The organism is Roseateles sp. P4_D2 (assembly GCF_056401875.1).
Genome location: NZ_JBFUIM010000020.1, coordinates 25,845 through 44,869 on the forward strand (window position 1 = coordinate 25,845; position 19,025 = coordinate 44,869).

17 protein-coding genes are annotated in these 19,025 nt (G+C 69.3%); 3 read left to right on the forward strand and 14 right to left on the reverse strand.

Going from position 1 to position 19,025, the window contains the following annotated elements:
- Positions 1 to 21: 21 nt before the first annotated feature.
- The 8 genes from AC1DW0_RS27580 to AC1DW0_RS27615 all read right to left on the reverse strand — a co-directional run bounded on the left by AC1DW0_RS27580 (position 22) and on the right by AC1DW0_RS27615 (position 8,741).
- The gene (locus tag AC1DW0_RS27580; protein ID WP_457319932.1) at positions 22 to 1,671 is read right to left on the reverse strand and encodes a GMC family oxidoreductase; all 1,650 of its coding nucleotides are present in this window, start codon (positions 1,669 to 1,671) and stop codon (positions 22 to 24) included.
- A gap of 51 nt (positions 1,672 to 1,722) precedes the next feature.
- Positions 1,723 to 3,102, reverse strand: a complete 1,380-nt coding sequence (gene creD, locus AC1DW0_RS27585; RefSeq protein WP_056192615.1) for a cell envelope integrity protein CreD — start codon at positions 3,100 to 3,102, stop codon at positions 1,723 to 1,725.
- A gap of 60 nt (positions 3,103 to 3,162) precedes the next feature.
- Positions 3,163 to 4,584 carry a two-component system sensor histidine kinase CreC gene (gene creC / locus AC1DW0_RS27590; RefSeq protein WP_457351161.1) on the reverse strand — a complete coding sequence of 474 codons (1,422 nt, stop codon included), beginning with the start codon at positions 4,582 to 4,584 and terminating at the stop codon, positions 3,163 to 3,165.
- A 108-nt stretch (positions 4,585 to 4,692) separates the two neighbouring features.
- Positions 4,693 to 5,361 (reverse strand): two-component system response regulator CreB, encoded by a 669-nt coding sequence (creB, locus tag AC1DW0_RS27595; protein ID WP_457351159.1) that lies wholly within the window; start codon positions 5,359 to 5,361, stop codon positions 4,693 to 4,695.
- Positions 5,349 to 6,374, reverse strand: a complete 1,026-nt coding sequence (locus tag AC1DW0_RS27600; protein WP_477949221.1) for a nitronate monooxygenase — start codon at positions 6,372 to 6,374, stop codon at positions 5,349 to 5,351. The genes creB and AC1DW0_RS27600 overlap by 13 nt, the downstream gene beginning before the upstream one ends.
- Before the next feature lie 4 nt (positions 6,375 to 6,378).
- The gene (locus AC1DW0_RS27605; protein ID WP_056191866.1) at positions 6,379 to 7,020 is read right to left on the reverse strand and encodes a MarC family protein; all 642 of its coding nucleotides are present in this window, start codon (positions 7,018 to 7,020) and stop codon (positions 6,379 to 6,381) included.
- A 45-nt stretch (positions 7,021 to 7,065) separates the two neighbouring features.
- Complete coding sequence (locus tag AC1DW0_RS27610; RefSeq protein WP_056191868.1) at positions 7,066 to 7,845, reverse strand: helical backbone metal receptor; 780 nt, start codon at positions 7,843 to 7,845, stop codon at positions 7,066 to 7,068.
- Positions 7,842 to 8,741 (reverse strand): hypothetical protein, encoded by a 900-nt coding sequence (locus tag AC1DW0_RS27615; RefSeq protein WP_457319941.1) that lies wholly within the window; start codon positions 8,739 to 8,741, stop codon positions 7,842 to 7,844. Before AC1DW0_RS27615 ends, AC1DW0_RS27610 begins: the two co-directional genes overlap by 4 nt.
- Before the next feature lie 234 nt (positions 8,742 to 8,975).
- On the opposite strand from AC1DW0_RS27615, the gene AC1DW0_RS27620 reads away from it, so the two are divergent.
- Positions 8,976 to 9,524, forward strand: a complete 549-nt coding sequence (locus tag AC1DW0_RS27620; RefSeq protein WP_457389676.1) for an RNA recognition motif domain-containing protein — start codon at positions 8,976 to 8,978, stop codon at positions 9,522 to 9,524.
- A 202-nt stretch (positions 9,525 to 9,726) separates the two neighbouring features.
- On the opposite strand, the gene AC1DW0_RS27625 is transcribed toward AC1DW0_RS27620, so the two are convergent.
- The 5 genes from AC1DW0_RS27625 to AC1DW0_RS27645 form a co-directional block, all read right to left on the reverse strand.
- Positions 9,727 to 12,036: a DUF5916 domain-containing protein gene (locus AC1DW0_RS27625; protein ID WP_477949224.1), complete on the reverse strand. Its 2,310-nt coding sequence runs from the start codon at positions 12,034 to 12,036 to the stop codon at positions 9,727 to 9,729.
- Between the two features lie 223 nt (positions 12,037 to 12,259).
- The gene (locus tag AC1DW0_RS27630; RefSeq protein ID WP_477949226.1) at positions 12,260 to 13,033 is read right to left on the reverse strand and encodes an SDR family oxidoreductase; all 774 of its coding nucleotides are present in this window, start codon (positions 13,031 to 13,033) and stop codon (positions 12,260 to 12,262) included.
- Complete coding sequence (gene lptC, locus AC1DW0_RS27635) at positions 13,030 to 13,635, reverse strand: LPS export ABC transporter periplasmic protein LptC (RefSeq protein WP_457389674.1); 606 nt, start codon at positions 13,633 to 13,635, stop codon at positions 13,030 to 13,032. The genes AC1DW0_RS27630 and lptC overlap by 4 nt, the downstream gene beginning before the upstream one ends.
- A gap of 50 nt (positions 13,636 to 13,685) precedes the next feature.
- A complete protein-coding gene (locus AC1DW0_RS27640) occupies positions 13,686 to 14,267 on the reverse strand; it encodes a KdsC family phosphatase (protein WP_056191877.1) in 582 nt (193 codons plus the stop codon).
- 1 nt (position 14,268) lies between these two features.
- A complete protein-coding gene (locus AC1DW0_RS27645; protein WP_457389672.1) occupies positions 14,269 to 15,255 on the reverse strand; it encodes a KpsF/GutQ family sugar-phosphate isomerase in 987 nt (328 codons plus the stop codon).
- 137 nt (positions 15,256 to 15,392) lie between these two features.
- Between AC1DW0_RS27645 and AC1DW0_RS27650 the strand changes: the two genes are divergently transcribed.
- Positions 15,393 to 16,094 carry a phosphatase PAP2 family protein gene (locus AC1DW0_RS27650; RefSeq protein WP_056191880.1) on the forward strand — a complete coding sequence of 234 codons (702 nt, stop codon included), beginning with the start codon at positions 15,393 to 15,395 and terminating at the stop codon, positions 16,092 to 16,094.
- Here the strand turns inward: AC1DW0_RS27650 and AC1DW0_RS27655 are convergent.
- Positions 16,072 to 16,782 (reverse strand): Hcp family type VI secretion system effector, encoded by a 711-nt coding sequence (locus tag AC1DW0_RS27655; protein ID WP_477949229.1) that lies wholly within the window; start codon positions 16,780 to 16,782, stop codon positions 16,072 to 16,074. The two genes, AC1DW0_RS27650 and AC1DW0_RS27655, sit on opposite strands and share 23 nt — an antisense overlap.
- A 415-nt stretch (positions 16,783 to 17,197) precedes the next feature.
- On the opposite strand from AC1DW0_RS27655, the gene AC1DW0_RS27660 reads away from it, so the two are divergent.
- Positions 17,198 to 18,976 carry an FAD-dependent oxidoreductase gene (locus AC1DW0_RS27660; RefSeq protein ID WP_477949231.1) on the forward strand — a complete coding sequence of 593 codons (1,779 nt, stop codon included), beginning with the start codon at positions 17,198 to 17,200 and terminating at the stop codon, positions 18,974 to 18,976.
- Positions 18,977 to 19,025 lie beyond the last annotated feature (49 nt).

The following is a 19,025-nucleotide window of genomic DNA, read 5'->3' on the forward strand; positions in this document are numbered from 1 at the left end:
CCAGGTCGGTGCGCCGAATGGCTACTGCGCCAACCACCCCGCCAGCTTTTCCGCAATCATCAATGTCGGCGAATTCGTATTGCCGCTCGTGATCGTCGGCATCACGCTGGCATCCGCGATGCGCAAGCCGCTCACGCCGCGCACGCGCAGCCGCGAGTCGACCACCGCGCCGGGGTCGTCCTTGCGGCCCATGCGGCAGGTGCCCACGGGGTGGAAGATGGTCGTCGCGATGTCGCCGGCCAGCCGCGCCAGTTCCTCGTCGGTCTGGAACTGCGGGCCCGGCTTGTATTCCTCGGGCTTGAAGCCGGCCAGCGCAGGTTGGGACACGATGCGGCGCGTCAGCTTCAGGCTTTCGGCCGCGACGTGCCGGTCCGCCTCGGTGGACAGGTAGTTGGGCCGGATGGCCGGCGCCACCGTCGCGTCGGGCGAGGTGGCGAGCACCGTGCCGCGGCTGGTCGGGTTGAGGTTGCAGACGCTGGCCGTGAAGGCGTTGAAGCCGTGCAGCGGTTCGCCGAAGGCATCCAGCGACAGCGGCTGCACGTGGTATTCCAGGTCGGGCCAGACCTTGTCGGGGTGGCTGCGCGTGAAGGCGCCGAGCTGGCTGGGCGCCATGCTCATCGGGCCGCTGCGGCGCAGCGCGTACTCCAGGCCGATCATGGCCTTGCCGAGCAGCGAGGCCGAGCGCGTGTTCAGCGTCTTCGCGCCGTCCACCTTGTAGACGGCACGGATCTGCAGATGGTCCTGCAGATTGGCGCCCACTCCCGGCAGGTGCTGCTCGACCGTCAGCCCCAGGCTCTGCAGCAGGTCGGCCGGGCCGAGGCCGCTGAGCTGCAGGATCTGCGGCGAGCCGATGGCGCCAGCGGCCAGGATGACCTCGCCGCCGACGTTGAGCCAGGGCTGTTCGACGCCATGAGGTGTCAGCACCTCGACGCCGCTGCAGCGCAGGCCCGTGTCATCCTTGAGCAGGCGCAGCTTGCGCACCTGGGCGCCCGTCCACAGCTCGAAGTTGGGTCGCCCAAAGGTGGTCGGCCGCAGAAAGGCCTTGGCCGTGTTCCAGCGCCAGCCCTTCTTCTGGTTGACCTCGAAATAGCCCACACCCTCGTTGTTGCCGGCGTTGAAGTCGCTCGTGGCCGGGATGCCGGCTTGGGCGGCGGCGGCGGCAAAGGCGTCGAGGATGGGCCAGCGCAGGCGCTGTTGCTCGACCCGCCACTCGCCCTTGTGGCCGTGCACGGCGGCAAAACCCTCGGGTGCGGTCTTGGGCGTGTCCAGCCGCCAGTGGTTCTCGTGCTTGCGAAAGGCGCGCAGCACGCGCTCCCAGCGCCAGGTGTCATCACCTGTCGTCTCGGCCCAGTGCTCATAGTCGCGGCTCTGGCCACGCATATAGATCATGCCGTTGATGCTGGAGCTGCCGCCCAGCACCTTGCCACGCGGGTAGCGCAGGCTGCGCCCGTTCAGCCCGGCCTCGGCCTCGGTGTTGAAGCACCAGTCGGTGCGCGGGTTGCCGATGCAGTAAAGGTAGCCGACGGGGATGTGGATCCAGTGGTAGTCGTCCTTGCCGCCGGCCTCGATGAGCAGGATGCGCTTCTCCGGGTTGGCGCTGAGCCGGTTCGCGAGCAGGCAGCCGGCGGTGCCGGCGCCCACGATGATGTAGTCGAAACCTTGTCGGGACATTGAGCGCTAACGGGGCGTGCTTGGGGGGTGAGATGCAGCCCCTAGCGTAAATCACTCGGCGGCGGCGCTGCCCAGGCGATACCAGTCAAGCTTGCGCGTGAGTGTCATGACCGCGGCCAGCACGGCGAACAGCAGCACGGCGCCGATCACCAGGGCCGTCTGCTCGCGGCTCAGCAGCACATACAGCGCGCCGTACAACAGCGCGATGCCGCCGCCGAACGCCGCGCCGCGCAGCCAGCCACCCAGCATGGCCGCGGCGTACTGCGTCAGCACCAGGGCCGCCGCGCCGGCTGCGATCAGATAGGCGACCAGGAAGGGCAGATGCTCCGACAGGCTCAGCAACAGCAGGAAGAACAGGCTCAGCGCCAGGCCGACCAGCAGGTACTGCACCGGGTGCACGCGCCGGCCCGTCAGCAGTTCGGTCAGGCCGACGGTGACGAAGGTTAGCGCGATGAACATCAGGCCGTACTTGATGGCACGGTCGCTCATGACGTAGGGGTTCACGGGGTCGATCAGCTCGACGGCGAGGACGTCCAGGCCACCCCCCTTGACCACCTTGCCGCCGTCGGGGTAGGGCGCCTCCAGCGCGCCACCACCCGAGAGGTCGGGCAAGGCATGGCCGGCCTGCACATCGGCTACCGCCGTGCTGGCCAGCGACGAGACCTGCCAGCGCGCGGAGAAGCCGCTGACGCCGATCTGGTGCTCGATGGGCAGGAACTGGCCAGTGAAGCTGGGGTGCGGCCAGCTCGATTGCAAGGCGACGTGGGTATCGCCGGCGGCAGGCACGATGCCCAGGCGCTGGCTGCCGACGAGGCTGAGTTTCAGCGAAAGCACCAAGGGCTCGTCCGTGTGAAGTTCGGCCAGCGTCGCATGCAAGCCACCGTGAAGGGTCGGGTGTGCGCTGCCGGGCAGGACGGCCAGGGTCCCGCCATCCCGCTTCAATTCGGCGGTGCGGATGCCGCGTGGGTCGCTTAGCGCGATGACCACGGTGGGGTCGCCGCAGCTCAGCCGCCCGTTCGGGTGTTCGGCTCGCGGAGCCAATGCGGTGAGCCGTTCCCAGCGCGCCTCCACGTTCAGCTGGGCGAGGTAGGTGTTCACCTTGAAGAGACCGCGGTGCCGCACTTCCGGGCTCACGCCGCCGTCGATCTTCAACGTGGTTGGCGATGCCATCAGCTGGAAGTCACGCGTTTCGATGGAGTCCTTCTTCTTGTCCACGCCCGGCACGACCCAGCTTTCCTTGCAGTCGCGCACGAGTAGCGGCCCGGCGAAGGCCTGCGGGCCGGCAAGCGACTGCTCGACGCTCTGCGCGGCCTCGCGCTGTCGCCATTGGCGCTCGTGCACGAGCCCGCCGATCTGGGTGAGCACGATGCACAGCACGGCGGTGATGACGGCCAGGATGGCCAGCTTGGAGAAGGTGGGGTTGAGCTTCATGCCCGCCAGCATCGCCAGCGGCGGTGAGGAGGCGACGAAGTGCGTGAAGTCTGTGTGAAGTCAGCGAGGCAGCACGAGCGTCACCCGCAACCCCGGTTCCGCCGCCTCGAAGGCCAGCCCGCCGCCGTGCAGCTCCGCCACGCGCCGTGCAATCGCCAGGCCCAGGCCCGAACCCTTGACCAAGCTGCCCGGCCGCGCCGTCGAGAAGAAGCGTTTGCCCAGCTGTGAAAAAGCCGCCGCCGGCACGCCCGGGCCGTGGTCGCGCAGCGCCAGGCGTGCGGTCACCGGTGTCGTGGTGACGGCCAGTTCGAGCGTCGAGCCCGCCGGAGCGAAGTCGATGGCGTTGACCAGCAGATTGCCCAGGGCCAGCTCCAGCAGCGCCGTGTCCACTTTGACGATCGCTTCCTCGCGCGCCGTCCAGGTGACGTTCACGCCTTTCTGCGCAAGGCGTGACGCCTGCCGCTCGAGCTGGCCTTCGGCCCAGTCGGCCAAGGTGATCTGCTGGCGCTCGCCCGGCCCGACCTGGGCCTCCAGCTGCGACAGTGCCAGCACGCGCTCCACCAGCGTCTGCAGCCGCGCGGTCTGGTCCAGCACCTGGGCGGCGAAGCGCTGGCGGTCGGCGGCGGGCAGCTCGTCCTGCAGCAGCTCGCCGCTGGCGCGCAGCGCGGCCAGCGGGCTCTTCAGTTCATGCGTCAGTGCGCGCACGTCGTGTTCGAGCTGCTCACGGCCTTCGAGGCGGCGGCGCATGTCGTCCATGGCATGGGCGAGATCGCCCAATTCACCTGGCATGGCCGGCGGCGCAATGGCCTGGCCAGCCTGGGCCTGCTGGGCATAGCGGCGCAGCCGCCGCACCGAGGCGACCAGCCACAGCGTCACCGTCACGCCGACGATGAGGCTGGCGGCCAGCAGTGCGGCGCCAGCCCAGAACACGCGGCGCTCGGCGCGGTCGATGAAGCGCTGCACGCTGGCCACCGGCTTGGCGACGCTGACGACGCCCAGCGTGCGGCCGTCCTTGAGGATGGGCGCCGCGACGACGAGGATGGTGCTGCGGTCGTCCGCGGAATAGCGCGTCGAGCGCGCGCCATAGTCGCCGCGCAGCGTCAGCGCCACGTCGCGCCACTGCGAGTAGTCCTGGCCCACGGCCGAGGGCTGGCCGGAGTCGAGCACGACGCGGCCGTGGGCGTCGGTCACATAGATGCGCAGGTCCAGGCTCTGCTTGCGCAAACCCCAGATCGGTACGTCGACCTCGCGTTTCACATAGCGCTGCAGCCGCGCGGCCAGAGGGCTGTCGGGCTTGAGGCCGTTGGCGCCCATCTCATCGGCGGCGGTCTCTGCCATCAGATGGGCGGTGTCCACCATCAGGTCTTCCATGACCTCGCGCACGCTGGGCTTGACCTCGGCCAGGAAGACTTTCAGCAGTAGCACTGCGCTGAGGCCGGCGATCAGGAAGAAGCCGAAGAAGACTCTGAGCCCCAGCCGCACGTCAGGAACTCCGAACAAAGCCACAGAGGCACAGAGACACGGAGAAGCAGGCTTGTCCTCTGTGTCTCTGTGCCTCTGTGGCTGTGTTCATGGGCGGTTGGCGGCTGCTCATGGTTCCAGTGAATAGCCCAGCCCGCGATGCGTCTTGATGGGGTCGCGCGCCGGCGCCGCCTCGCGCAGCTTGGCGCGCAGCGTCTTGATGTGGGTGTCCACGGTGCGATCTGTGCTTTCGGCGCTGCTGCCCCAGACGGCGTCCAGCAGCGCGTCGCGGCTGTGGATGCGCTGCGGGGCGCGCAGCAGATGCGTCAGCAGGCCGAGCTCCAGCTTGGTGAGGTTGAGCGGCACGCCGTCCAGGCTGACTCGCGTACCGTCGACCGTGAAGCCCAGCATTGGCGCGGGCGCGGCCTGGGCGCGGCGCAGCAGGGCGCGCACGCGGGCGACCAGCTCGCGCGGGCTGAAAGGCTTGGCGAGGTAGTCGTCGGCGCCCAGCTCCAGGCCGAGCACGCGATCCATCTCCTCGCTGCGCGCGCTCAGCACGATGACGGGCAGGCGGGAGAGCGGGCCATTGCGCAGCTCTCGGCAAAGGTCCAGGCCGTGGCCGTCGGGCAGGCCGATGTCGAGGATGAGCAGCTCGGGCGCCGGTGCCGCGCGAAGGCGCTCGCGGGCCTCAGCCAGCCAGGCGCAGTGCTCGACGACGAAGCCCTCGCGCCGCAGCGCGAACGCGACGGTGTCCGCAATCGCCGGGTCGTCTTCCAGCAGCAGGATCAAGTGCGCCAACCCTTGGCCAAGCTCGCGACGAGCTGCGCAGCCGAACCCGGCGCACGGTTGACCGGCAGCGCCTGACCGGCCCAGAGGCTGATGAAGTCAGCCTGGCCGGCCCTGGCCGCCGCCTGGCGCATCGGTCGGCTGGCCGCGTTGGGCTGCGGGAAGGCGGGCAGGACGATGCCCTCCAGCTCCCGCGTGACGCGGTTGGCCACGCCGCGCGCCAGGCGGCCGGAGAAGGCGCGCGTCAGCGTCGAATCGGCGTCGCTCGCAGCCAGCAGGGCGGCGCGGTAGGGCGGCGACAGTGGGCATTCGTCGACCAGCAGAAAAGCCGTGCCGACCGTCACTGCGCTGGCGCCCAGCGCCTGCGCCGCCGCAACGCCGCGTGCGTCGGCGATGCCGCCGGCAGCGATGACCGGGACATCCAGCGCATCGACGAGCTGGGGCACCAGCGCCATCGTGCCGATCAGCGCGCCTTCCGCGCTGCCCAGGAAGCCGCCGCGGTGGCCTCCGCCTTCGTAGCCCTGGGCGATGACGGCATCCACGCCGCTGGCCTGCAGCAGCAGGCCTTCCGCCACCTGCGTGGCCGTGCCGAGCACGGTGAAGCCCTGCGCCTTCAACGCCGCCACGCGCGCCACGCCGGGGTCGCCCATGGCGAAGCTGATGACGGCGGGATGCGCGGCGATGGTGGCCTCAAGCTGGGTGTCGAAGTCCTCCTCGAAGCGCTCCGGCCGCGCCGGCGCCGGCAGGCCCAGTTCGGAGTGCCAGGCGGCCAGGCGGGCGAGGTAGGCGTCCAGTGCGCTGTCGTCGCGCAGCCAGGGCTGCGGGCAGAACAGGTTGATGCCGAAGGGCTGGTCAGTGCGCGCGCGGATGTCGGCGGCAATCTCGGTGATGCGTGCCGGCGTCAGGTAGGCCGCGCCGAGCTGGCCGAAGCCGCCGCCTGCGCTCACTGCGGCCACCAGCGCGGCGCTGGACGCCTCACCGGCCATCGGCGCCATCCAGATGGGAGGCAGGTCAAACAGGCTCATGTGGTCACCCCACGGTTCGTGCGGCCAGCACCGGGAAAAGCTTGATGAGGCCGTCGGCCAGCAGCTCCACCGCCAGCGCGGCAAGGATGAGGCCCATCAGCCGCGTCATGATGTTGATGCCGGTCTGGCCCAGCACCTTGGCGATCTTGCTGGACGCGGAGAAGACCACGAAGGTGACGAGGGCGACGACAACGCCATAGCCGCAAAGCACGGCCAGCTCCCACCAGACGCGCGTCTTGTCGGCGTAGATGACCATGGTGGAGATGGTGGCCGGGCCGGTCAGCAGCGGGATGGCCAGCGGCACGACGGCGATGCTGGCGCCGGCGTCGGCCTTGGTGTTGCCCTCCGACACATCCTCCTTGCGCGCCTCGGCCGGCTGGGCGTTGAGCATCTGCAGCGAGCTGATCAGCAGCAGGCAGCCGCCGCCCACCTGGAAGCTGGCCAGCGAGATGCCAAAGAACTCGATGATCTTCAGCCCGAACAGCGCGCTCAAGGCGATGACGATGCCGGCCGTGCTGGCGCTGACGAGGATGGTCTTGCGCCGCTGCGTGCGCGAAAAGGCGGACGTGAAGTGGATGAAGAAGGGCACCACGCCGACCGGATTCACGATGGCCAACAGCGCGACGAGGGGCTTGTAGATGTCCATGGCGACTGATTGTGGCGGGCCCCGATGCTGTCAAGGCCGAAAAACTCAAGCCTCTGCGTGTTCGCGCAGGGTGCGCAGATAGTCCAGCCCTGCCGCGCCGCGGCAACCCCACCAGCTGAGCAGTTCGCCGTCGACCAACTGCACGCGTGCCTGCGGGCACAGCGCCTGCGCCGCGGCGATATGCGCAGCACCGAAGCGATAAGGCTCGGAGCTCAGCAGCACGCGGTCGATGTCGCGAAGCCAGGCTTCATCGCCCGCAAGCGCAGGGTAGCGGCCGGCGCCGTGCTCGCCGCCCAGCACGTCGGGCCAGGTGCGCCAGCCGACTTCAACCAGCAGCGTCGAGACATAGGTGTCGCGCGCCACCGTCATCCATGGGTCGCGCCAGATCAGGTAGAGCACGTTCTCGCCGGGCCAGACCCGCTCGCGGCAGCGGGCCAGTGCGGCGTTGAACTCGGCCGACAGCGCCGCGGCGCGTTCGTTGACGCCCGGCTCGTCGGCAAAGGCAGCGCGCAACTGCTCGAACAGCGCCAGGTTGTCCTCGGGCCGGCTCGGGTGGGTCACGATGACCTCGGGCACGAACCCCCGCAGCGCTTCGGCGGTTTCCAGCCGGTTCTCGTCCACGTTGACGATGACATGGGTGGGCGCGAGCTTTCTCAGCTTGGCCAGGTTCACGTCCTTGGTGCCACCCACCTTGGCAACGGTGGCAACCACCTCGGCGGGGTGGATGCAAAAACCGGTCCGGGCCACCAAGCGATGGCCCAGCCCCAAGGCCACCAGCGTCTCCGTCGCGCTTGGCACGAGCGACGCGATTCGGGGCGACGTCATTCCGCTTCGGTCACTGCCAGATAAACGGCACAGCAGCCGCGCAGCCAGACCAGGGTCGGCAGCACCAGGGCGATGGCGAACACGACGCCGCCGCCGATCAATGCAGCCAGGCCTAGCGCGCCGCCCTGCAGCGGCACGCCACTGGCGCCCAGGCCGCGCGGCCCCAAGCCCATGACGCCGGCCAGCAACTGGTTGGCGGGCAGCTCCACACCCGCGCCGAGGATGGCCAGGCCGGCCACCATCCGCCCGCCGCTGACGACGACGAAGCTGACGGCCGCCGTGGCCAGCGCCGTCATCAGGTAGACGGCGGCCATCAGCAGCGCCGTTTCGGGCAGGCCGTGATGCAGGCGCTCGCGCAAGAAAAACAGTACGCCGGCGCTGCGCCGCCCCGCCCACACCGCTGGCCCCGCCAGAGGTCCGACGAGAACGACCAGGACGAAGCTGATGCCGCCCAGCACCAGCACGCCAGCCGGCAGCACGACGGCCAGCAGAGGCGCGCCGACGACCGGCCAATGCGTCGCCCACAGCAGCCCGGCGAGCACCAGGGCGGCCGCGCCGGCCAGGGCCAGGCAGGCCAACAGGGCGAGCAGCACGCGATGGCCGCTGCGCAGGGCGTCCGAGAGCGCGTCCTGGGGGTCGCGCACGGGCAGGCCGCGCGCCTGGTCCATCAGCATCAGACCCGTCGCATTGACGCTGAAAAAAGCGACAGCCAAGGCCAGCCCCACCCAGAGCGCGCTCAAGAGGCCTTGATCGCGCGCCAAGGCTGACTGGGCCATGGCCAGCAGCAGGCCGGCGGCGCAAAAACCGGCCAGCAGTGCATAGAGGGCGCGCAGATTGCGCGGCGCGTCGACGCTGGCGAGCACGCGGGTGAGGGGAACGAGCAGGCTGGTTGTCATGAATTCGGGTGGGGCGGGGCGATGGTATCGATGACGGGACCGTGATGGCTCCCAGGCGCCAGGGTTTGTGCTAGCTCTGAAAAACAACACTTGCCGGAGTGGCGTTCCGCAATCTCTTTACCCCGCCACCATAATCAATTGCCTGTGTCTGGACGCCGCACCTTCGCTTGAATGGTTCACGTAGGGTTGAAGCTCCACATGGTTTTTTGGTTTTGAGTAGAGAAGGGCTTCCCCATGGGAAACAAGCTTTATGTGGGCAATCTGGCCTACAGCGTGCGTGACGAATCGCTGCAAGAATCGTTCGGTCAATTTGGTACGGTGACCTCCGCGAAGGTCATGATGGACCGCGAGACGGGCCGTTCCAAGGGTTTTGGTTTCGTCGAAATGGGTTCGGACGCTGAGGCGCAAGCAGCCATCAACGGCATGAACGGCCAGGCCCTCGAAGGCCGCGCCATCGTCGTCAACGAGGCTCGTCCTCGTGAAGAGCGTCCGGGCGGCTTCGGCGGCGGCGGTGGCCGTTCCGGCGGTGGCGGCTTCGGTGGTGGTGGCGGCTACGGCGGCGGCGGCGGTGGTGGCCGTTCCGGCGGCGGCTACGGCGGCGGCGGTAGCAGCGGCGGTGGCGGCGGCTACGGTGGTGGTGGCGGCTACGGTGGTGGTGGCGGTGGCCGCTCCGGCGGTGGCGGCGGCTATGGCGGTGGCGGCGGTGGCCGTTCCGGCGGTGGCGGCGGCTACGGTGGTGGCGGCGGTGGCTACGGCGGCGGTGGCCGTTCCGGCGGCTATTGATCCCACAGCCTCGCAAGAGATCTGAGCAAAGCGCCCTTTCGGGCGCTTTGTCTTTTCTGGTGGAACTTCTCTGGTTCGTCCCCGCGGGGGCTGAGGCCGGACACGGTGCGTCCAGTGGACGCGCCGTGCCTGTCGAAGAGCTGCGGCGCAAGCCGAAGCGCGCTCTGCAAGACCGGCCAAGGTAGTCCTTGGACGAGGGGTTTCAGTACCCCAGCGTCGCCTTGGCGAAAACCTCGCTGGCGCGCACGGCACCTGGCTGTTCACGAGCCCGGTTCAGGCCCAGGCTGATGATGCGGCTCAGCCCGACACGGTGCTGGAACATCAACGACAGCACCCGCCCCCGGTTGTTCTGCGCAGCCAGATTCGCGCTGGCGTCGTCACGGCGGTTGAAGCGGGTCTGCTGCTGGATGAGCCGCAGGGAATCGCGCGGGCTCAGGTGCAAGACGACCAGACTCTGGGCGCTGCGGTCGGTGAAGGCGCGGTGGCCATCGGGTGCATCGACCCAGGCCAGTCCGAAGCGCTGCTCGAACTCCAGCCACAACCCGGCGGGCAGCGGCAGGCGCATCTGGGCCTGGATCTGGGCTTGCGCGCCCAGGCCCACGCGATCGGCGTCGACGTCCAGGCGCCGGCCCCATTCGACCTCGGCATCCACGTAGTTCAGCAGTTCGCCGGGGTTGGACTCCATACCGATCAGCAGGGTGCGAATCGGGTGCAGCCGGCCGCCGCTGCGGGCGCGGTGGCTGTCCAGGCCAACATGGCCCCAGACGCCGGTGTTGCGTGCGGCGGCGAACCAGAAGCCTGGCTGGAAGAGGCGGTCGACGACCTGGCCTGCCGCGACGCCGAGCAGCGGATCGGCCAGGGTGCGTGTCTCCTGAACTTTCAGCTGCACCTCGTGGTCGTGCATGTCGATGCCGGCGAACTCCCGTGGCCCCAGGCGCAGATAGCCGAAGGCCGACGCACGGCGAATGCCGCTCTGGTTGACGAAGCCGTTGTCATTGGCAAAGCGAGGGCTGATCTCCTCGACGTTGACATTGGCCGCCCAGTCGGCATCCCGGTGGCGCCAGGCCGCCCAGGCGCGGTGGCCGCGTTCGCGGCTCACGCGCAGTACCTGGCCGTCGGCGTCCAGGCCCAGCGTCGTATCGGACAGCAGCAGATGGCCGCGCCATTGGTCGCTGTCGCCGGCACGCCAGACAGCGTCGCTGCCGATGACCTGAGTCGTCAGCCCCTTGCCAAAGTCGCGTAGCGACACCAGGCCCGCCAGGCCGAGGTCGCCAAGTTGCGTGCGGCCGCGCGCGAAGCTGGCCTGGGAGCCGCGTGGCTGCACGCCGCTGCGCGTCGCAAAGGCACCGGCGCGCAACACCGTTCCGCCGCCGGCGTCGCGCAGATTCAGGGCCGTGGCCTCGGCACCCGCGCCGCGCCAGGTGGCGCGCAGGCCCCAGTCGGGGTCGGTGATGGCACGGGTGTAGAAGGCCGCGAGGCTGCGGTTCTCGCCCGATTCGTCGGGCTGGGTCGGACCGACGACGTCGGCGCTCTCCAGGAAGAAGGGGCGCTTCTCGGGCACGCTGAGCGCAAAGCGCGTGTTGCCGGCGAGCTGGGGCGCGTCGAGTTCGACCTGGGAGAAATCGGGATTGAGCGTCGCGTCCAGCACCCAGTCAGCGCGCGGCCGCCACTTGAACTCGGCGCCCAGCGAGGCCTTGCGCGTGCGGCGGGTGCCACTCTCGTCGCTGCTGTCGCGCGTCGAGCGCACTGTCAGCTCGGGCCGAAAGCCGATGAAGCTGCGTTCGCGCACCTGTTCTACCAGATCGCCCAGGCCATCGAGCGGCTGCAGCTCGGCGATGAAGCTCAGCGCGTCCTTGTTCAGAGCCGGCGAGCTGACGTTGAGCGTACGGTCGTCGCGCGGGATGTTGCGCGCGACCATGATGCGCCAGGGTGCACCGCCGTCGTGCGGGAACCTGAGCGCCGCGATGGGCCAGCGCAGCTCGATGCTGTAGCCGTCGGGCAGGCGGGTCGCGGCGGCGTGGATGTCGAAGTCTGGCGCCGAGTCCTCGGTGTCCTCTTCGGCCGCGAACAGGCCGTCCTCGACGCCGCCGGCCGCACTGACTCGCACGTACTGAGCCGTGCGGCGATGGCCGACGGGGTCGATGAAGACGGAGACGAAGTCCTGGTCGGCCTTGACCTGGTCTCGGCGGGCCAGCGGGGCGCGGATGCGGCTGGGTTCGGGGTCCCAGGCGCGGATGCCAAAGATGAGGGCGTCCTCGGTGACGAGAACCTGCACCGTCGTTCGCCAGCGCGCGGCCTGCTTGTCGGCGGGCAGGAACTGCGCAAAGCGTTCGTAGACGGGCGCGCGCAGCCAGGCCGCGTCATCCAGCTGCCCGTCAATGACAGGCGTGGCTTCGCCGGCTGCGAGGCGCAGGGCGGTGGGGTGTTGAAGTTCGGGGGTGTTGCCCCAGGCGGGCAGGGCCAGGGCGCAAAGGCCCAGGGCCATGCCCGAGCCGAGAAGGCGAAAAATCATGAATTTCGTCCGAGGTCGGCCGCCGAACGGGGCCGCAGGAATCAATGGGCTGGCGACGTCAGCGGTGGACGTGCAGCAGCGAGCGGGCGGCGCTGAAACGATGTTCAGCGCGCGGGCTTAGCAGGGGTGAAGCACCTTGGCCATGATGTCCTCCTCGGCTGCAACGGCAGCTCTCGGGTCGAAGGCGCGCAGTGTAGCCACGGCGCGCGGGCCGTGAACAGCCCTATTCGCTCGCCCGCTTCTTCCGCGGCCGGCTGCCCAGTGCCCGGTCGTAGAGCCAGTTGGGCAATATCCGCAGCAGCTTGGCCAGCACACCCATCTGCCACGGAATGACGCGGTAGCTGACCTGGGCGCGGATGGCGCGCACGGCCTGGTCGGCGAAGTCGTCGACCTGCATCAGGAAGGGCATGCTGTAGCGGTTGCCGCGCGTCAGCGGTGTGTCGATATAGCCCGGCAGCAGGGTGACGACGCTCACACCGAAGGGGCGGCATTCGCCGCGCAGGCTTTCGCAGTAGGCGACGACGGCGGACTTGCTGGCGCTGTAGGCACCATGCCCCGGCAGGCCGCGGATGGCCGCGACGCTGGCGACGCCGACCAGCGTGCCCGAGCGGCGCCCGTTCATCGCCGCGACGAAGGGATGGAAGGTCGCGGCCAGGCCGACGTTGTTGGTCTCGAAGGTCCGGCGCATCACTTCGAGGTCGTCGAAGTGGGCCGTGTCCATGCCGATGCTGATGCCGGCATTGGCGATGACCACATCCGGCAGTCCTTGCGCGGTGATGCACTCGCGGCCGATGCGGGCCATGGCGTCCAGGTCGGCAACGTCCGCGCCGTAGACCTTGAAGCGGGCCGCGTCGAGCTTCTGCTCGGCCGCCCAGCGTTCGACCTCGGCGGTGCGGCGCGCGACCAGTGCGAGGCGTGCGCCGTCGCGGTAGTAGCGCAGGGCCAGGGCCTGGCCGATGCCGCTGGACGCGCCGGTGATGAAGACCAGCTCGCTCATCTCGGGGCCTTGGAGATGATTTGCCCCTGCGCCCTGCCCGTGAAGTGGACCTGGCCGGTCAGGTGACGGTACTCGAAGTTCTGCGCGTGCAGCGTCGAGCTGCCCTGGCGGATGGTGACCGGCAGGTGCGAGCGCAGGATCTCGCTGTTGGACAGGGCCTGCAGGAACTCGCCACGCACCTCGAGCTGGGCCGGCGCGTTCTCGCCGGCGCCGGGTGGCAGGCGGCGCAGGTGGACGTTGCCGAGCAGCTGCATGTCGCTGCCGTCGCCATTGCTGAGGGCGCGCTTGGCGTCGGCGATGGCCAGGCTGCCGTCCGGCCCGATGGCACGCACGCGGACCTCGTCGATCTCGACGGTGTCGGTGTCCGGGTAGTGGCGCAGTTCGGCGCCGGCGATCTGCACATGCAGCCGCCCATCGGCGCCGATGCGCTGGATCTCGAAGTTGGCCATGCGGTAGTCGGGCAGATGGCGCGGTGCCGCGACCTCGCCCGGTGCGTCGATCAGCGGCGTGTTCTTCACCAGCCACCAGGTTGCGCTGGCCAGCGCGGCCATCAGCAGCAGCGGCAGGTAGTTGGACAGCAGGCTCTGCAGCCGCCACAGCATGGGCCTGGGCTTCTGGCGGCGCGGCAGCGGTGCCGGCAATGCAACCGGTGTCACGAGGCCTTGCCCCCGTCCAGCGTGTCGTGATGAGTGTTGAGCAGACGCTCGTAATGGCCGGCGGCCATCAGCAGCACATCGCAATACTCGCGCGCCGCGCCGTAGCCACCGGCGGCGCGCGTGACATGGTGGGCGATGGCCAGTACCTCGGCATGAGCGCCGGGTGGCGCGCAAGCGAAGCCGGCCCGCGTCATCAGGGGCAGGTCAGGCCAGTCGTCGCCCATGACGGCGACCTCGTCCCAACTGGCGCCTAACTGGGCCAATAGGGGCTCGGCGGCGGCGAGCTTGTCGCGCGCACCGTAGACAGCGTGCTTCAGATCCAGGTCGGCGACGCGGCGGCGCACGGCCAGGCTGTCTCGGCCGGTGATGATGACCGGCGTGATGCCGACCTGCTGCAGCGACTTCAGCCCATGGCCGTCCAGCGTGTTGAAGGCCTTGAACCCTTCGCCATGCTCGCCGATGTAGATGCGGCCGTCCGTCAGCACGCCGTCGACGTCGAAGATGGCCAGCTTGATGGCCAGGCCACGGCCTTGCGCCTTGACCAGGAGTTCGGGAGGGAATTTCAGTGCTGGCTTCACTTCAGATCACCTTGGCACGCATGAGGTCGTTGATGCTGATGGCACCCAGCAGGCGCTGCTCGGCATCGACGACCAGGACGACGGTGATGCGCGCGGCTTCCATCAGGTCGGCCGCGTCCACGGCAAGGGCTTCGGCGCCGACGGTGCGCGGCTTGGCATGGGCGACCTCGGCGGCGGTCAGCGCGCGCAGGTCGCGGCCCTGCTCAACCAGGCGGCGCAGGTCGCCGTCCGTAAAGATGCCAAGGACGTGATCGTCGCTGTCGACGATCACGGCCATGCCCAGGGCCTTGGCGCTCATCTCGCGCATCAGGTCGGTGAAGCCGGTGTCGGCCGCCACGCGGGGCAGGGCGTCGCCACTGCGCATCAGGTCGCGCACGTGCGTCAGCAGCTTGCGGCCCAGAGTGCCGCCGGGGTGGGAGCGGGCGAAGTCCTCTGCCTTGAAGCCGCGGGTGTCGAGCAGGGCCACGGCGAGGGCGTCGCCCAGGGCCATCTGGGCCGTGGTGCTGGCCGTGGGCGCGAGCTGCAGCGGGCAGGCCTCCTCGGTGACCGCGCTGTCGAGCACGATGTCGGCATGGGCGGCCAGGCTGGACTGCGGCCGCCCCGTCATGGCGACGATGGGAATGCCCAGGCGCTTGAGCACGGGCAGGATGGCGTTGAGCTCGTCACTCTCGCCGGAATTGGAGAGAGCCAGCACGACGTCACTGCTGGTGACCATGCCGAGGTCGCCATGGGCCGCCTCGGCGGGGTGGACGAAGAGGGCGGGCGTGCCGGTCGAGGCTAGCGTCGCGGCGATCTTGCGGCCCACGTGGCCGCTCTTGCCCATGCCCATGACGGCCACGCGGCCGCGGCAGGCCAGCATCAGCTGCACGGCGCCCGCAAAGGCGTCGCCCAGGCGGGGCGCCAGCTCGGCGAGGGCACGGGCCTCGACCTCGAGCGCCTGACGGCCGATGCGCACAGCGCGCTCGGCGGCAAAGACGGGAGAACTCATGAGGCCAGTGTAGACAAGGGCTCACGCGGGGTAACCGGCGTGGCATTCAGCCTCTTCGCGGGGCAGGTCAGAGCGCGCGTGAGACGCCAGCAAGCAGCAAGCCTGGTGGTTTCGGCGCCACCGGACAATGCCGGCCTATGCCGACCAAGCCATTAGATCGATCCGCGCGCGCCGCCTTGCCGGCCGGCGCACTGGCGCTGGCCCTGGCCCTGCTGGCGCTGCTGGCCTGGGACCTCAGCCATCTCGACCTCTGGGCGGTGCGCCTGGGCGGCGACGCCAACGGTTTCGCGCTGCGCGAGGCCTGGGTCACGCGGGTGCTGATCCACGAAGGCGGGCGGCTGGTCTCCTACCTGGCCATGGGCTTCATCGTGCTGCTCAATCTGGTGCCGCGGCTGCTGCCCGCGCTGAGCCGGCCGGAGCGGCGCTGGTGGCTGGTGACGACGCTGGTCTGCCTGGCCGTCATCTCGCTGATGAAGCGCTTCAGCCTGACGAGCTGCCCCTGGGATCTGGCCGAGTTTGGCGGTGTGGCCCATTACATCTCCCACTGGGTGCTGGGTGCGCATGACGGCGGTGGCGGGCACTGCTTCCCTTCCGGCCATGCGAGCGCGGCTTTCGCCTATCTCTGCGGCGGCTGGGCGCTGGCGCGGGCCTACCCGCGGGCTGCGCGCGCCTGGGTGCTGGCCTGTGTGTTGCTGGGCGTCGTCTATGGCGTGGGGCAGATGCTGCGCGGTGCGCATTACCCCAGCCACACGATGTGGACAGGTTGGATCTGCTGGGCGGTGACCGTGGCCGCCGCCCAGGTCCGGCCGTGGCGCTTCAAGCGCGGCGCCGCGGCCTGAGAGCGGCCAAGGCGGCCAGGCCACCGAGCAGCAACAGGGCGCTCGCCGGTTCCGGCACCGGCGTGACCGCGCCGGCGTCAAACGCGACGCTGCCGCCGGAGCCGAACAGGCCCAGCAGCACCGTCTCGTCGCCGCTGAAGACGGCCGTGGCCGAGTTGGTCTTGAGGTTGAAGCTGCCCTCCACCCAGGCGCCGAAGCCGCCTTTGTTGTCCTGGGGCCGATAGCGCAGCTTCACGGTGTCGCCCGAGGTCATGGATGCGCTGGCGAAGAGTTCGCTGCCGCCGCCGCCGCCGCTGATGTGCAGGCTGCTGCCCAGGGTGTCGCTGAAGATCATCTGGAAGAAGGAGTCGTTGCGGCCGGCGGATACCTTGACCACGTCCAGCGTGACCGTCTTGACGTGCTTGCCCGTCGCCACGGCGAGGAACCACTTGGGAATCGAGACGTCGACGTGCTGGGTCCAGGCCAGGTCGGAGAAGCTGGCCTTGCCGATGCCCCCGCTGCTGACCAGGGTCAGGCCCCAGGAAAAGCTTTCGATGTCGATCCAGTCCTTGTGGTCCTTGTCGGTCGATTCACCGGGAATGCCGTCGATCTGCAGGAAATAGTCGTTGGCGGCCTGGGCGAGGCCCGCCGTGGCCAGACCGATGGCGAGCACTGCCACCCGCCAGGCCTGCTTGAAACCAGAAGCCATGTCGAATCTCCTTGCGCCCGGAATGGGCGCAGAGATGCTGGGCAAGAGCGGGGGTGCCCGCCATCCCCACGATGCAAAGGGTTTCCACAGAGTCGAGGAGGGAACGGGCGTCCTAGACTCGCCGCACAGGGACCTGTTCACATGACGGGAATCGGTGCGAGAGGGACTGCGCGGGTGTACGGCTAGGCGTCGCGCTGAAGCCCGGGTTGCATGCCCGGGCGATGCGCGCAACAACGCTGTGCGCCCGCGCAGCCCCTCTCCCGCAGGGTTGCCGCCCAACAGCCCGCGCGCGGCGTTGCGAAGCCTCGCTGGGGCCTACCCCAGCTTCGTTTCGCGCCTTGCTCGCGGGCTGTTGGGTGGCAACGCATCCGACTCCCGCCATGTGAGCAGGTCCCAACACCACGGAGGAGACACCGTGCAGCGGACCGATATCTCGGACCCGGCCTATTTCCACAAGGTCGTCGATTGCCAATGGGCCTGCCCGGCGCACACGCCGGTGCCCGAATACATCCGCCTCATCGCGCAGGGGCGGCATGACGAGGCGTATTGGGTCAACTGGGTCAGCAACGTGTTCCCAGGCGTGCTGGGTCGCACCTGCGACCGGCCCTGCGAGCCGGCCTGCCGGCGTGGTCGCGTGGAAGAAAAGCAGGCAGCCAAGCCCGAGCCCGTCGCCATCTGCCGATTGAAGCGCGTGGCGGCGGACAACAAGAGCGACGGGTTCCGCGCCATGATCCCCAAGCCCGCCGCGCGCAAGAACAAGCGCGTGGCCTGCGTCGGTGCCGGGCCGGCGTCGCTGGCGGTGGCGCGTGACCTGGCGTTGGACGGTTATGCGGTCACCGTCTTCGACGGGGAAGCCAAGCCCGGCGGCTTCATCCGCACGCAGATCCCGCGCTTCAGGCTGCCGGAGCGCGTCATCGACGAGGAGTGCGGCTACATCCTCGGCCTGGGGGTCGAGTGGCGCGCCGGGCAACGCATCGAGTCGATGAAGGCACTGCTGGCCGAGGGCTGGGACGCCGTCTTCGTCGGCTGCGGCGCACCCCGCGGGCGCGACCTGCCCTTGCCAGGGCGCCAGGAGGCCACCGAGCAGATCCACATCGGCATCGATTGGCTGGCCAGCGTGTCGTTTGGCCATGTCACCAGCGTCGCGCCGCGTGTCATCGTGCTGGGCGGTGGCAATACGGCCATGGACTGCTGCCGCTCGGCACGGCGCCTGGGCGCCTCGTCGGTCACGGTGACCGTGCGCAGCGGCTATGCGCAGATGAAGGCCTCGCCCTGGGAGAAGGAGGACGCCGAGCATGAAGGCATCCCCATCCTCGATTTCCATGTGCCGCTGGCCTTCGAGCATGTCGGCGGCAAGTTGACCGGCATGCGCTTCAAGAAGGCGCAGACAGGTGAGGAGATCGTCATCCCCTGCGATGAGGTGCTGATCGCCGTCGGCCAGGAGAACAGCTTCCCGTGGATCGAGCGCGGCTCGGGCATCGCCTTCGACGAGCACGGGCTGCCGGTGCTGAACGCGCAGACCTTCCAGTCTTCGCTGCCCCATGTCTTCTTCGGCGGCGACGCGGCCTTCGGCCCGAAGAACATCATCACCGCCGTCGCTCACGGCCATGAGGCGGCCGTCAGCATCGACCGCCTGCTGCACGGCGAGCCGGTCACACAGCGCCCGCCGCCGCACGTCAACCTCGTGTCCCAGAAGATGGGTATTCACGAGTGGAGCTACGACAACGCGATCACCAACGACTTGCGCAGCAAGGTGCCCTGGACGGCTGCCAACATCGCGCTGGCCAGCATCAAGGTCGAGGTGGAGCTGGGCTTCGACGCCGCCACGGCCTTCAAGGAGGCCCAGCGCTGCCTGAACTGCGACGTGCAGACGGTGTTCGCGCCAAAGCTCTGCATCGAGTGCGACGCCTGCGTGGACATCTGCCCGATGGACTGCATCACCTTCACCGACAACGGCGATGACCTGCGCGAGCGGCTCAAGGCACCGGCGCTGAACCTGATGCAGGACGTCTATGTCGAGGGCGGTCTCAAGACTGGCCGCGTGATGGCCAAGGACGAGGACGTCTGCCTGCACTGCGGCCTGTGCGCCGAACGCTGTCCGACGGGAGCCTGGGACATGCAGAAGTTCCTGCTGGTCACCGCCAAGGCCGGCGCGGCCTGCCGTGACACCGCGACACGCAAGGAGGTGGTATGACGACGACCCCCACGCGCGCTTCGCGCACTGCCCCCCGAGGGGGCTCGGC